The 13,824-nt window shown below is 63.0% G+C and carries 12 protein-coding genes; 2 read left to right on the forward strand and 10 right to left on the reverse strand.

Features of this window, described 5'->3' with window-relative positions; genetic code table 11:
• Window positions 1-5 precede the first annotated feature (5 nt).
• Window positions 6-2,090 (reverse strand): ABC transporter substrate-binding protein, encoded by a 2,085-nt coding sequence (locus tag AC1DYC_RS11370; RefSeq protein ID WP_477406304.1) that lies wholly within the window; start codon window positions 2,088-2,090, stop codon window positions 6-8.
• A 96-nt stretch (window positions 2,091-2,186) separates the two neighbouring features.
• Window positions 2,187-3,653 (reverse strand): alpha-galactosidase, encoded by a 1,467-nt coding sequence (gene melA, locus AC1DYC_RS11375; RefSeq protein ID WP_477406306.1) that lies wholly within the window; start codon window positions 3,651-3,653, stop codon window positions 2,187-2,189.
• A 248-nt stretch (window positions 3,654-3,901) separates the two neighbouring features.
• On the opposite strand from melA, the gene AC1DYC_RS11380 reads away from it, so the two are divergent.
• Window positions 3,902-4,744 carry an AraC family ligand binding domain-containing protein gene (locus tag AC1DYC_RS11380; RefSeq protein ID WP_477301469.1) on the forward strand — a complete coding sequence of 281 codons (843 nt, stop codon included), beginning with the start codon at window positions 3,902-3,904 and terminating at the stop codon, window positions 4,742-4,744.
• Window positions 4,745-4,769: 25 nt separating this feature from the next.
• On the opposite strand, the gene AC1DYC_RS11385 is transcribed toward AC1DYC_RS11380, so the two are convergent.
• The 7 genes from AC1DYC_RS11385 to AC1DYC_RS11415 form a co-directional block, all read right to left on the reverse strand.
• Window positions 4,770-5,837: an ABC transporter ATP-binding protein gene (locus AC1DYC_RS11385; RefSeq protein ID WP_477406308.1), complete on the reverse strand. Its 1,068-nt coding sequence runs from the start codon at window positions 5,835-5,837 to the stop codon at window positions 4,770-4,772.
• Window positions 5,838-5,840: 3 nt separating this feature from the next.
• Entirely contained in the window at window positions 5,841-6,689 is an 849-nt protein-coding gene (locus AC1DYC_RS11390; protein WP_477406310.1) for a carbohydrate ABC transporter permease, read from the reverse strand.
• Entirely contained in the window at window positions 6,689-7,612 is a 924-nt protein-coding gene (locus AC1DYC_RS11395) for a carbohydrate ABC transporter permease (RefSeq protein WP_477406312.1), read from the reverse strand. Before AC1DYC_RS11395 ends, AC1DYC_RS11390 begins: the two co-directional genes overlap by 1 nt.
• Window positions 7,613-7,783: 171 nt before the next feature.
• Entirely contained in the window at window positions 7,784-9,061 is a 1,278-nt protein-coding gene (locus AC1DYC_RS11400) for an ABC transporter substrate-binding protein (RefSeq protein WP_477406314.1), read from the reverse strand.
• A 26-nt stretch (window positions 9,062-9,087) separates the two neighbouring features.
• Window positions 9,088-10,284, reverse strand: coding sequence for a PLP-dependent transferase (locus tag AC1DYC_RS11405; protein WP_477300909.1), 1,197 nt, complete (start codon window positions 10,282-10,284; stop codon window positions 9,088-9,090).
• Window positions 10,281-11,015: a FadR/GntR family transcriptional regulator gene (locus tag AC1DYC_RS11410; protein ID WP_477406316.1), complete on the reverse strand. Its 735-nt coding sequence runs from the start codon at window positions 11,013-11,015 to the stop codon at window positions 10,281-10,283. Before AC1DYC_RS11410 ends, AC1DYC_RS11405 begins: the two co-directional genes overlap by 4 nt.
• Window positions 11,016-11,139: 124 nt before the next feature.
• Complete coding sequence (locus AC1DYC_RS11415) at window positions 11,140-11,847, reverse strand: DJ-1/PfpI family protein (RefSeq protein ID WP_477406318.1); 708 nt, start codon at window positions 11,845-11,847, stop codon at window positions 11,140-11,142.
• An 87-nt stretch (window positions 11,848-11,934) separates the two neighbouring features.
• Between AC1DYC_RS11415 and AC1DYC_RS11420 the strand changes: the two genes are divergently transcribed.
• On the forward strand, window positions 11,935-12,882 hold the full coding sequence (locus AC1DYC_RS11420; protein WP_477406320.1) for a GlxA family transcriptional regulator: 948 nt from the start codon (window positions 11,935-11,937) through the stop codon (window positions 12,880-12,882).
• A 36-nt stretch (window positions 12,883-12,918) separates the two neighbouring features.
• Here the strand turns inward: AC1DYC_RS11420 and AC1DYC_RS11425 are convergent, their stop codons facing one another.
• Window positions 12,919-13,824, reverse strand: coding sequence for a dihydrodipicolinate synthase family protein (locus AC1DYC_RS11425; protein ID WP_477406322.1), 906 nt, complete (start codon window positions 13,822-13,824; stop codon window positions 12,919-12,921).

The raw sequence follows: 13,824 nt of genomic DNA on the forward strand, positions 1-13,824 counted from the left end.
GTAACTCAGTTCGTCGGACCCTTGTCGCCGGGCTTGCCGGGAAGCTGCTCGGGAAAGAGTTCGTATTTCTGCTGCTTGTCGGCGGCGACGAAGACGCGTTCGCGCATGATCGAATCCTCGGCCCAGTTGAACATGAAGATCGGCGTTCCCTGCGGAATGTTGGAGAAGCGCTTGTTGACGATCAAGGCGCCGGGATATTCCGTCAGGCCGACATTGTAGACATGCTCCGTCGAGATCTTCTGGAACTCCTTCATCAGGTTGGCGCGCTCGTCATTGTCTGACGAGGAGACGAACTTGTTGACGATGTCGACAAGCTCCTTTTCGAACGGCATCACGTCGACCTCGCCGCTTTCCGGCGCGCGGTGATCCCAACTGGTCTTGGGGCCGACGGGAGCGAGTTGCACGGTATTCTGCACGACGGAGGTCAGCTCCTGCTCGTTGCGCCGGATCAGCCAGTCGAAGCGGCCGGAATATTGCGTGGCATCGCGTTGGGTGCCGTTGAGGCCGTTGAGCACGATGCGCAGGCCGAGCTTTTCCATCTGTGCGACGACGCCTTCCGCAAGGCTCTTGTCGGTGGTGTAGTCGTTGTTGACCAGCATCACGATCTCGACATCCTTGCCGCCGGCGGTGCCGGCCGGGAAGTTCACGATACCGTCGCCATCCGTATCCTTGAGGCCGGCCTTGGCGAGCTCCGCCTTGGCGCCTTCGAGATCGAAGGGGTAGTAGACGGTCGAAGCGCGGTCGTAGAAGCTGGTGCCTGACGACAGGCCGCCGGCATAGATGGCGGTGAACGGACCCTTGACCAGCGAGTCGCCGAGCGCCTTGCGGTCGAGCGCCATGGTGATGCCCTTGCGGAAGTCCTCATTGCGGTTGAGCTCGCGGATCGCCTGGCCGCGTTCGTCAGGATTACCCCAGCCATTGGCCGAGAAATTCATGCGCAGATTGTAGCCGATCAGGCGCGGGCCGAAGGCGAGCCGGGCCGGTGCATCCTTGTCCGCCGCGCGCTTCAGCGAAGCGACGAAATTCTCCGGCTGCTCGAGGTTGGAGAAATCGGCAGCGCCGGCAACAGCCTGGACATCACGATCGGCCCAGGTCGACAGCTTGTAGTGCAGCTCGTTGAGGTAAGGTAGCTGGTTGCCCTTCTCGTCGACCTTCCAGTAGTAGGGATTACGGCGCATGACGATGATGTCGTCGGGTCTATACTCCACCGGCACCCAGGCACCCATCACCGGCATGTTCATATATTCCGGCGGGAAGGCGTTCTTGAACTGCTCGTAGGTGTTCTTGGAATATTTCGGGTGCTGCGGCTTGAGAATATGCGCCGGACCGGGACAGAAGGTGCCGTAGGCCATGGCGTAGAGATACTGTTTGGGGAAAGCGTCCTTGAAGGTCCATTCGACGGTGTAGTCGTCGATCTTCTTCAGCGTCGTGCCGACACCGAAGGTTTCCGCGGTGGCGCCGTTCAACGGCGAGACATTGGGATCGACGACCTCGTCGTCCCAGTAGAACATGACATCGTCGGCATTGAACGCAACGCCGTCAGACCATTTGGCGCCTTCGACCAGGTGCATCGTCAGCGTGTGGCCGTCCTTCGACCAGTCCCAGCTTTTGGCCAGGTTCGGCAGCGGCTCGGTGTCCTTGGCCTCGACCTGGAACAAAGGCGCGGTGCGCGTCAGGCATTCGGAAAGGCCGATGTCGATGCCACCCCAGCCTTGCGTCTGGCCGGCGCCATAGTTCCAGCCTTCCGGCCGGCCGCCGATGACGTGGCGCATGGTGTCGCCATAGACGCCGATGCCGTCCGGCATGTTGCCGGTCTTGAACACCAGCGGCTCCTTCGGCAGGCGGTCCTTGACCGGCGGCAGCTTGCCGGTCTTGACGTATTTCTCGGTGACCCAGTCGGGCTCGTGATATTCGGGCAGCGCCTTGAACTCCAGGATGGAATCGCGGGCGACGTATTTGATCTTGCCCTCTGCGGGAAACTGCGCCGGTACCGGCGGCGTGGTCGGCTCGGATGCGTATGCGCTAAACGCCAATGCCGAGACGCTAAACGTCAGGCCGGCGAGAATGCCAATTCTGCGAAAGTTCCTCATCGTGTCCTCCCAGATGTTTCGACGTCTGCTGCTGCCTGCATCACTTCACGACGGCTGATCGGCGAACCGGCCTCCCGCGGTTCGCCTGCAAGCATTTCAGCCGGCCTGTTTCAGTGCCGTCTTTTCGGCGCGCAGTTCCTCGATCGAGCGCACATTGCGCCGCGCCGCACCCGCCCAGTCGCGGGTCTTCACCTTCGATTTGGAAAGCCGCTCCTGCGCTGCCGGCACGGCATCGGCATATTGCGGCAGCCAGCGCGCCTGGGCGACGACCATCTCGTCGACCATCTGCCAGACCTCTTCCGGCGTCGACACGGCACCGACCAGCGGATCGTGCAGCACGGCGAGCCTCAACAGGTCGAGGTCGCCCGATATCGCAGCATGCACCGACATGCGCTGGACGTTGATCGAGGCCATGCAGGTCGCGGCACAGGCTTCCGGCAGCGTGATGCCGGACGCCATGTTGATGCCGAAGCGATCGACGAAGCCGGGCGACTCGATGATGGCGTCCTGCGGCAGATTGGTGATGATGCCGGTGTTCTTGACGTTGAAATGGCCGCGATAGACGCGGTTGGTCTCGAGCGCTTCGAGGATGCGGCTAGCATGCTCGTTGGAACGCTTGGCCGGATCGATCGGCTGCGATGCCGCTTCGAGGAATTGCGGAAATTCCGTCTCGAACCAGTTGCGCGTCTCCGTGGAGTAACGGAGATAGCCGCCTGTCTCGCCATGGATCCAGTCGGACATGTCGATCCAGCGGGTGATTTCGTCCGGCCGCTTGCGGTACCAGGGCAGATATTCGGAAAGATGGCCGTTGCTTTCGGTCGAATAGACCCCAAAGCGCTTCAGTACATCGATGCGCAGCTTTTCCTGCTGCGAGTAGACCGGATGCGCCTCGAAGGCGGCGATCAGCTCGTCCTTGCCTATTCTGCGGCCGTTGAGCCGCAGATCGATGAACCAGGTCTGGTGGTTGATGCCGGAGCAAACATAGTCGAGTTCGCCATGCGATTTGGCGCCGAGCACTTCGGCGATCTGTGCGGCGCCGTGCTGGACACCGTGGCAGAGGCCGACCGTATCGACCTTGCCGTACTCGATCGCCGCCCAGGTGTTCATCGCCATCGGGTTGGCATAGTTGAGGAATTTCGCGCCCGGCTCGGCGAGTTCCCTGATGTCCTTGCAGAAGTCGAGGATGACCGGAATGTTGCGCTGGCCATAGAGGATGCCGCCGGCGCAGATCGTATCGCCAACGCACTGGTCGATGCCGTATTTCAAGGGAATGCGGATATCGTCGGCATAGGCCTCGAGCCCGCCGACCCGCACGCAGCTGATGACGTAGCGCGCGCCTTCGAGCGCCTTGCGGCGGTCGGTGGTCGCGGTGACTTTTGTCGGCAGCTTGTTGGCCTCGACGATGCGGTCGAGGATCGCCTTGATCATCCCGAGATTGTGCTCGCTGAGATCGGTCAGCGCGAATTCGATGTCGGCGAATTCCGGAACGCACAAAATGTCGGTGAACAGTTTTTTGGTGAAGCCGACACTGCCGGCGCCGATAATAGCGATTTTGAAACTCATCACCTTCACCTCGATCCAATCGAATGCCAGGCAAGGAGCAAAGGAGAAGCGCATGGCGGCGCGCCACTGGCGCGCATGCCATTGAAGCCGGAATTCCGGCTCTTTCTCCTCCCCGCCCGCTCCTCGACCGCGGGTCTTTCGCGTTCTCAGGATTTGGATTATGCCGTTATTCGCGGGCGCGGCCAGAGAACGATTATGCTTTCGAGGGTAATTTTGTGCTGCGTGATCTGATCGCCAACGGACAGTTGATGCGCACCATCTCGCTGCCGCGCGGCCGTCAGCGCCTGCACGCGATGCCGACCAGCACCGGCTATGAGGTGCGCGAAGGCGTGACTTACGACTGGGATGGGCGCAAGCGCGGCCAGACACCGTTCACCGTGCTGCAGCACACGATCAGCGGCACCGGCCAGCTGCGCTATGAGAACCGCAACTACCGTCTGCAGGCCAACGACACGCTGCTGGTGCTGGTGCCGCACAACCACCGCTACTGGCTGGAGAAAGGCGACCGCTGGGAATATTTCTGGATCTCGATGAATGGCGAGGAGGCGCTGCGCATCCACAAATCCATTCTCAGCGTCTCCGGCCCGGTGTTCCGCCTGCAGCCGGAGACGATCGATCATCTCGCCGATTGCAGCCTGCGGCTGATCAAGGGCGGCGCCTCGCCGGGGTCTGCTTCGGCGATCGCCTATGAGGCGGCGATGGCGCTTTACGACGATGTCTTCGGCTCGCACGCCTTCACCGAAAAGCAGAGCGCCATGCAGCCGGTCATCGACCATATCAATGCCAATCTCGACAAGCCTCTGCCGGTGGCCGACCTCGTGCAAATCAGCGGCCTCAGCCGCGCGCATTTCTCGCGCTGCTTCGCCGAGAGCGAAGGCATTCCGCCGGCCGAGTTCGTGCTGCAGCAGCGGTTGCAGCGTGCGGCGAAACTTCTGACCAAGGCCGACTTCCTGCCGGTCAAGGAGGTCGCCATTCTGTGCGGCTTCGAGGACGCCAACTATTTTTCGAAAGTCTTCCGCCGGCTCTACGGCATCAATCCGACGCAGTTCCGCACCACCGGCATGTATGCCAGCCTGGGCAACCACCGCTAGGAGGGACTGCCGGCTTCAGTCGCCCTCACCCGATGCGGTTGCCGCTTTCGGGATCGAAGAGATGCAGCGCCGCCGGATCGGCTGTCAGCCGCACCGTGTCACCCGGCCGGACAGAGCTGCGCCCCATGACGAAGACGCAGACCAGCTGCCCCGCGAATCTGACATAGAACTGCGTCGACAGGCCGAGCGGCTCGACCACTTCGACTTCGGCTTTGAGCGGACCATCGTCGGCGAGCTGGATGTGTTCCGGCCGCAGCCCGACGGTGAGCTTGTCGCCGTCCTTGAGCGGCAGGCCGTCAGGCAATCTCAGCTTCTGGCCGTCGGCCAGCACTGCGTCCACCTTCCCGCCCTTGTCGACCGTCGCCGGCAAAAAATTCATGCCGGGCGAGCCGATGAAGCCGGCGACGAAGGTGTTGACCGGCCGGTCATAGAGTTCGAGCGGATGGCCGACCTGCTGGACGTAGCCGTCATGCATGACGACGATACGGTCGGCCATGGTCATGGCTTCGATCTGGTCATGCGTGACATAGACCGAAGTGGTTTTCAGCTGCTGGTGAAGCGCCTTGATCTCGGCGCGCATGTGCACGCGCAATTTGGCATCGAGATTGCTGAGCGGTTCGTCGAACAAAAACACTTTGGGATCGCGCACGATGGCGCGGCCCATGGCGACGCGCTGGCGTTGGCCGCCCGACAGTTGCCGCGGCAGCCGACCGAGGAAACTGTCGAGGCCGAGCCGCTTGGCGGCGGCCCCTACCCTGCCGTCGATCGTCGTCTTCTCCGCCTTCTTGAGCAGCAGGCTGAAGCCCATGTTCGACGACACATCCATATGCGGATAGAGCGCGTAGGACTGAAACACCATGGCAATGTCGCGATCCTTCGGCGCGACATCGTTGACCAGCCGTTCGCCGATGCGGATTTCGCCGCCCGACACTTCTTCAAGCCCGGCGATCATGCGCAGCAAGGTCGACTTGCCGCAGCCGGAAGGGCCGACCAGCACGACGAACTCGCCATCGGCGATCTCGAGATCGACGCCGTGCAGGATGCGCAGCGACCCGTAATCCTTCTCGACATTTTGCAGCGTGACGGAAGCCATCGATTATCCTTTGACGGCGCCGGCGGTGAGGCCGGTGACGAGATAGCGTTGCAGGAAGGCGAAGAAGATGCAGACCGGGATCAGCGCCAGGATCGACGCCGCCATCATCTGCCCCCAGTCGACGGCGAACTTGCCGATATAGGTGAGCAGGCCGACGGCAAATGTCTTCTGGTCGTCGCTGGAGATCAGCATCAGCGCGAACAACAATTCGCTCCAGGCGGCGGTGAAGACGAAGCCGAGCGTGGCGCCCATGCCCGGCAGCGTCAGCGGCACGATCACCTTGCGCATCGCCTGCGCCCGCGTGCAGCCATCGATCATTGCCGCCTCTTCCAAATCCTTCGGAATGCCGTCGAAGAAGGACTGCATCAGGAAGGTGGCGAAGGCCGTGTTGAAGGCGGTGTAGATGATGATCAGTCCGACTAGGCTGTTGGTCAGGCTGAGCTGCCCCATGACCCGGTAGATCGGCGGAATGACCATCACCAGCGGGAAGGTCTGGGTGAGCAGAAGCATGATCGCCAATGTCGCCTTGCCGCGGAAAGTGAAGCGCGACATGGCGTAACCGGCAAGCGTGGCGATGACGGTGACGAATGCTGCCGTCGACACCGAGACGATGACGCTGTTGAGGAAATAGCGGGGGAAGTCAGAGGCTTCGAGCACGGTGATGAAGTTGCGGAAGGTCGTTTCCGAGGGCCACAAAGTGATGCCTTCGGAATAGAGCAGCCGCTCCGGCGTCACCGAGATCTTCAGTGTCCAGAAGATCGGGAACAGCGCAAAGATCATGTAGGCGGCAATCGCCGCGTAGAGGCCGATGCCGCTGAAGATGCGTGAAGAGGTGGAGCGCCCGGCGATCATCAGACGTGCCTCACCAGCAAGCGGCGGATGGCGATCAGCGCGATCGCATAGGCGATGAGCAGGACCAAAAGCAGCACCGCGACCGCCGAGGCATAGCCCTTGTCCAGCGACTTGAAGGCGCTGACATAGATGTAGACCGGCACCGTGCTGGTCGATCCCGCCGGCCCGCCCTCGGTCATGACGAAGATCAGGTCGGCGAAGGTTGCGATCCAGATGGTGCGCAGCATGACGGTAATGACGATGGTCGGCGCCAGGAAGGGCAGCGTCACCTTGGTGAAGCGCTGCCAAGGCGAGGCGCCGTCGATGGCGGCTGCCTCATGCAGCTCCGACGGGATCGACTTCAGCGCCGCCAGCAGCGTGATGGCGAAGAACGGAATGCCGAACCAGATGTTGGCGATGATCGGCCCCCACATGGCGGTGGCCGGATCGGACAGCACGTTGGTCGGCTCTGCCTTGAGCCCGAGCGCAAACAGCCAATGCGGCAGCGGGCCGATGATCGGATTGAACAGCCAGGCCCAGGTGAGGCCCGACAGGAAGGATGGCACCGCCCAGGGCAGGAACACCACCGCCTGGACGAACTTGCGGCCGACGAACGGCTTGTCGAGCAGCAGTGCCAGGCCAAGCCCAAGGAAGAACTGGAAGAACAGGCTGGCGACGGTCCACCACAGCGTGTTGACCAGCGCCTGCCCCAGCACCTGGTCGGACAGCATCGCCTCGTATTGGCCGAGGCCGACATACTCGGACTTGAAGGCGGAGAATTTGCGGAAGGAATAGCTGATGCCGATGATCAGCGGCACGAGCAGCACCACGACCAGAAGCACGATCGCCGGCGAGAGGTAAAGCCAGGGCTCGATGGCGGCATGCGTCAGCCGCTTCTTTCGCGGCCGGCCTGCGGATCGTATTTCGGACACGGCATAGGTCATTGGCGCTCTACGGTGATGAGTGGGTGCCAAGGTTGGCGACAGCACTCTTCTCCCCGTCACTATACGGGGAGAAGATGCCGGCAGGCAGATGAGGGGCAGCGCTAACCTTGGGGTGCTCGCGCTGCCCCTCATCCCACCTTCTCCCCGTAAAACGGGGAGAAGGAAGAAGAACTACTTCTTGTTCTTGGCCAGCCAGTCTTGCTGTTCTTTGGTCAGGAACGCGGCCCATGCGTCGGCCGCCTCCTTGGCCGACTTCTGGCCGAGCAGCACTTCCTGGAAGTTCTTGATCGCCACCTGGTCGACGAAATTGCCGAGGTTTTCCAGATGCGTCGGCGGCGTCACCATTTCATACTTGGAGGTGTCGCTGAGCTCGGTGAACCAGCCCTTGAACTGCTCGGTCTTGAAATGGGCGTCCTGGTCGGCGCCGTTGTGGATCGGCACGACACCAACTTCCTTGGCCCATTCCAGATTGTCCTTGGGCGACAACAGCGTCGCCATCAGCTTCCAGGCATCGTCCTTGTGTTGCGAATTGGCAAACATCGCCCAGCCGGCATAGCCCAGCGTCGGATAGGATTTACCGCTTGGCCCTACAGGCAACGGCGCCACGGCAAAATCGTCGGCGCTCATCTTGTCGGCAATGCCGATCAGCGCATCCGGATCCTGGTTGAGCATGGCGCAGGTGCCGGAATAGAAACCGGTGACGGTTTCGTTGAAGCCCCAGCTCACCGCATCCTTCGGCGCCAGACCGTCCTTGTACATGTCGGCCAGCATCTGCAGGCCCTTGACCGAGCCTTCGTCGTTGATGGTCGAGGTGCCGTCTTCGTTGAAATAGCCACCCTTGCCGGCGGCGATGTTCATGAACATGTGCATGCCGTTGAAGGCGCCCGGTCCGCCGCGCAGGCAATAGCCGTACTTGCCGGGAATGGCGGAGATCTTCTTGGAGTCGGCAATGAAGTCGTCAAGCGTCGCCGGCGGGCCATCGAGACCGGCTTCCTTGAACAGCTTCTTGTTCCAGAACAGCGCATTCACATAGTAACCGTAGGGGATCATGAACTGGGTGTTGTTGACGGTCGAGCCGAACTGCTTGGCGCGGTCGCCGAGCGTCTTGGCATCGTCCCATTTGGCCATGTAGGGGCCGAGATCCTCGAGCTGGCCGTTGGTGGCGTAGAGACCCATCCAGCGCTCCGGCATCTCGACGATGTCGGGCGTATCGCCGGCTTGCACCATGGTCAGGAATTTCTCGAAGGCCTGGCCCCAGGGCAGCGAGACCACCTCGACCTTGACGCCCGCATTGGCGGCCTCGAACTCGGCGATCTGCTTCTTCAGAAATTCGGTGCGCTGCGGGCTGGTGATGACCTCGACCAGCTTGAGGGTGGTGTCGGCCAGCGCGCCGCTGGCAGAAATCGCCAGGCCGGCAGCGGTGGCAAGCATGATGCTCAGTCTTTTCATGTTCAGAACTCCCATTTTGAACCCAGTTATTTTTTTGCTTTGTCGAAGGCCTGGGCGATGTCGGCCCATAGATCCTCGACGCTTTCCAATCCGACATTGAAGCGGATGGTTCGGGGGCTGACGCCGAAGCGCGCCATCGAATTGAGACCCGGCGTCTGCTCGAGCGAGGCCTTTGCCGGCACGACCAGGCTTTCGTGACCACCCCAGCTGACGCCGATGCGGAAGAATTTCAGCGCATCGACGAAGGCAGGAATGTCGACATCCTCCGTCACCTCGAAGGAGAACAGCCCGGCATAGCCGGCAAGCGTCTTCTTGCCGGGATGGTTGGAATAGGCGGGATGGTTGACCCGCTCGACCTTGTCATGCGCCTTCAGCCGCTCGGCGATGGTGAGCCCGCTCTTCATGTGATGCGGCAGCCTGAGTGGCAGCGTGCGCAGGCCGCGCAGCAGCAGCCAGCCTTCGAAGGGCGACAGCTTGGCGCCGAGCTGCGAATAAGTCTGGTCGTTGATGTGCTTGATGTGGGCGGCCGAGCCCGCCACCACGCCGGCGACGGTGTCGCTGTGGCCGCCGAGATATTTCGAGGCCGAATGCAGCACCAGGTCGACGCCATGCAGGATCGGCTTCTGGAACACCGGCGTTGCCCAGGAATTGTCGATGGTGGTGACGATGCCCTGCTCTTTCGCCAGCCGCGTCAGATGCTCGAGATCCTGCAGCTCGAACATCATCGAGGTCGGGCTTTCCAGGTAGAGCAGCTTCGCGCCCGGAAGGGCCGCCGCGACCGCATCCGGATCTGAACCGTCGACATAGTCGACCTTGATGTTCAGACGCGGGAACAGCCGCTCGAACAGCCGGTAGGCATCGCCATAGCAGTTGCGCACCGCAACGATGCGCTCGCCGGCGCCGACAAAGGCGAGCACGGTAGAGCTGATTGCCGCCATGCCGCTGGAGAAGCCGCGCGCGGCTTCCGCACCCTCAAGGGCCGCGACCCGCGACTCGAATTCCATCACCGTCGGATTGTCGCCGCGCGAATAGATCGGCTGCTTGCGGCGGCCGGCGAAAGTGTCGGCCATCTCGGCATAGCTGCCGAAGGTGAACAGCGAGGTCTGGTAGATCGGCGGCACCACGGCATTGCCGGGGAACGGATCGTCATGCGCCAGAAGCGTCGCCGCCTCGGCGAGATAGTCGCTGCCGGAAATGCCTGGGTCGAAGCTGTGCTCGTTCATTTGCGGTCCGAAAGTTTGAGGTTGGCGGCACCGCGCTTCAGGTCGTCCTCGACGGTGGCAATCAGCTTCAGCGCCTCGGCCCGAGCGCCTTCCGGGTCGTGCGCGGCGATGCAATCGAACATGGTGCGGTGGTAGGGAAAGCTGGCGTGGCCGAAATCGCGCACGCCAAGCGGATGCTCCCAGAAGCGGTGGAACAGCTCGTGCATGGCGGCGATGATCTGCTCGAACAGCGGATTGCCGCAGGCGCGGTAGATCGCCTGGTGGAACTCCCAGTCCTCTTCCGACGACATGCCGGCGCGCATCTTGAAGGCGTCTTCCATGATGTCGAGCTTGCGCTCGATCTCGGCGAGGTCGTCCTCGTCGGCGCGAATGGCGCAAAGGGCTGCGGCTTCCGCCTCCAGCGCGCGGCGGATTTCCAGCGTGCGCATCAGCCCGGTGAAATCATTGCCGCCGGCTAGTGTCAGCGGCATGTGCAGCATGTCGAGCGAGACGGCCGCCTTGAGATAGGTGCCCGAGCCCTGCCGGCGCTCGACCAGGCCAAGCCCTTCCCAGCGCGTCAGCGCCTCGCGCACGGTGTTGCGGCTGACTTTCAGGCGCTCAGCGAGGATGCGCTCGGTCGGCAGCCGCTCGCCGGGTTCCAGCTTTTCGCGCATGACAAAGCCAGCCAACGCCTTCAGCACCGCATCGTCGCGGGCCGTAGTCTGGATCGGCGGAAGGCTGAATTCGGTCACGCCTGTGCAAACTCAAAGTGGTTCAATGGTCCAACCAATTTCTGCACAGACGAAGGGACGTGTCAACCGTGGAAACGAGCCAGGGGCCGAAGGGCGAGGGATAATCACCTTCGGCCCTGCCACTTCAGCCGTGTATCCTCGCCGGCTCTACGGCCGCGCGAGCCTCGCGCCAGCGGGCGAACATCTCCTCGCGAACCCGCCTCGAACCAGAGAGCCGCTCCTTTGCCTGCGCCAGCACGGCAGGCGAAGCCTCGGCAGGCGTGCCCGACTGGAAAGGAGGCGCCGGCGCATATTCGAGCGAGAGCTGCACGATCTCGGCCTCCTCCTGCCCAAGCAGCCTCGCAACCAGCGCCAGCCCGAAATCGATGCCGGAGGTGACGCCACCGGCGGTGATGAGCTTGCCGTCCTCCACGATACGCTCATCGACCGGGATCGCCCCGAACTCTTCAAGGAAATCATGGGCATACCAGTGCGTCGTCGCCCGCTTGCCTTTCAGCAGCCCGGCCGCGCCGAGCACCAGGGCGCCGCTGCACACCGAGGTGATGTAGCGCACCTGCGCCGCGCGCTCCCAGACGAAATCGAGGACCGTCTGGTCCTCCAGCAGCGGGTTGACCCCGCCTCCGCCCGGAATGCACAGCACGTCGAGAGGCGGGCAATCGTCGAAGGTCGCCGTCGGCGTGAGGGACAGCCGAGTCGAGGACATCACCGGATTGCGATCCTTCCAGATCAATTCCACTTCCGCGCCCTTGGCCGATGCCATGACTTCGTAGGGACCGGTGAGATCGAGCTGCTGGACGTTGGGGAATACGAGGATGCCGAAACGAAGGGTCATGGAAATCTCCGTGGGTTGACTTCCGCCAATCTAGGGCGTCATGGTTTGGCACGATTGCCATTCACCCCTCGTTTCAGGCCAAACCCGATGCGCCGTATCGAAGTGCTTGCCTATCCCGACATCCAGCTCCTCGACGTCAGCGGACCGCTTCAGGTCTTTGCCAGCGCCAACGACTTCAAGAGGCAGGCCGGCGAGCCGGCTCCCTACGAGGTCACTGTCGTCGCCGCCTCACCACGGATCAGGACATCGGCCGGTCTCGTGCTGGAGGCAGCAGCGCTGCCGGCGCACGGAGGCGAGATCGATACGTTGATTGTGCCCGGCGGATGGGGCGTCAACGCGGCCTGCGACGATCCCGTGCTGGTCCAGTGGATCGCCGGTCGCTCGCGCGATGCCACGCGAACCGCTTCCGTCTGCAGCGGCGCCATGCTGCTGGCGCAGGCGGGCCTGCTCGACGGGCGTCGCGCGGTGACCCATTGGGGACGCTGCGCTGAGTTCGCCCGCCGCTTTCCCGCGGTTCGCCTCGAACCCGATCCGATCTTCATCCGCGACGGCAATGTCTGGACATCGGCCGGCGTAACGGCGGGGATCGATCTCGCCCTCTCCCTCGTCGAGGCCGATCTTGGCCGGCACACGGCGCTTGCCGTGGCGCGCGAGTTGGTGGTTTTCCTGAAACGTCCCGGCGGCCAGGCGCAATTCAGCCAGACGCTCAAGCTGCAGGAGGGCGACGGGCGCTTCGACCGGCTGCATGGCTGGATCCTCGAAAATCTGGCCGGCGACCTGTCGCTGGCCCAGTTGGCCGACCACGCCAATATGAGCCCGCGCAGTTTCTCGCGGCGCTATCGCGAGGCCACCGGCCGAACGCCAGCCCGCGCGATCGAGGAGATCCGGATCGAGGCGGCGCGACGGATGCTTGAGCGCGGCCAGCCCGTCAACCAGACCGCACGCCGCTGCGGTTTCGGCTCGGAAGAAACGATGCGGCGCGGCTTTCTGCGCGTGCTGGGCACCAACCCGCGCGCCTATCGCGAGCGTTTCTGATCGCGACCGCTCGCGCCCGCGGGCACTGATGCTTACTCATCCCGGCAATCTGCCGAGACCCGAAGCAAAGCGCTCCACCATTGCAAGGCCGATTTCACTCGGCCGCATCGCCGGCGCCCGGTCGTGTATCGGCACACCGGCGCGGGCGCCGAACAGCCGCTTGCCGTAGCAGATCAGGTTTTCGATCCCCTGCATGACGAAGGCGGCCGCCGGCAGCATCCTTGCGTACTCGGCCTCGGCCGTGGCTTCATTGTCGGCGCGAAACGCCTTATAGGCGCGCACGGCCAGGTCGATGCAATCCGGCGCCAGGATCATGCCGCGGCAGCCGATGCGGAAATTGTCGATCAGCTCCAGCCCGCCACGCCCATTGAAGACGGGAATGCGGCCTTCGGTACGCTCGATCAATCCGGCAATGTCGGTGACCGGCCCCTCGCCCTTGATCAGTTGAATGTTGGGATGAAGCGCGACGAGCTCGCGGATTTCATCCGCTGTCAGGCCGCGCCCGAAAAAGGCCGGTGCGTTCTGGATCGCCACCGGCAGGTCGGTCGCCCCGGCGACGCGGCCGAAGAATCGGATGTATTCCGCCGCGCCATAAGATCCGACAGGCGGCGGCTGCAGGATCACCCAGTCGGCGCCGACGCTTTCGGCGTGGCGGACCTGCGCGACCTGCTCGGCAACCGATGAGCCGAAGATGGTGAAGGCAAGCGGCACCTTGCCGGCGGTATCCTCCGCCGTCCAATCCATGATCGTCCGCCGTTCGGCCTCGGTCAGCTTGGCGACCTCCGTCGCCAGGCCAAGCGCGGCCATGCCGTGCACGCCGGTCGCCAGGCAGATCTCGACCTGCCTGCGCATCGCCGCGCGGTCCAGCCGTTCGTTCTCGTCGAACAGCGCGTAGAGAATGGCGTGAATGCCGTGGAAATCGTCAGGGCGGAAATTCGGCAT

The sequence above is a fragment of the Mesorhizobium sp. P2_E7 genome (assembly GCF_056403855.1).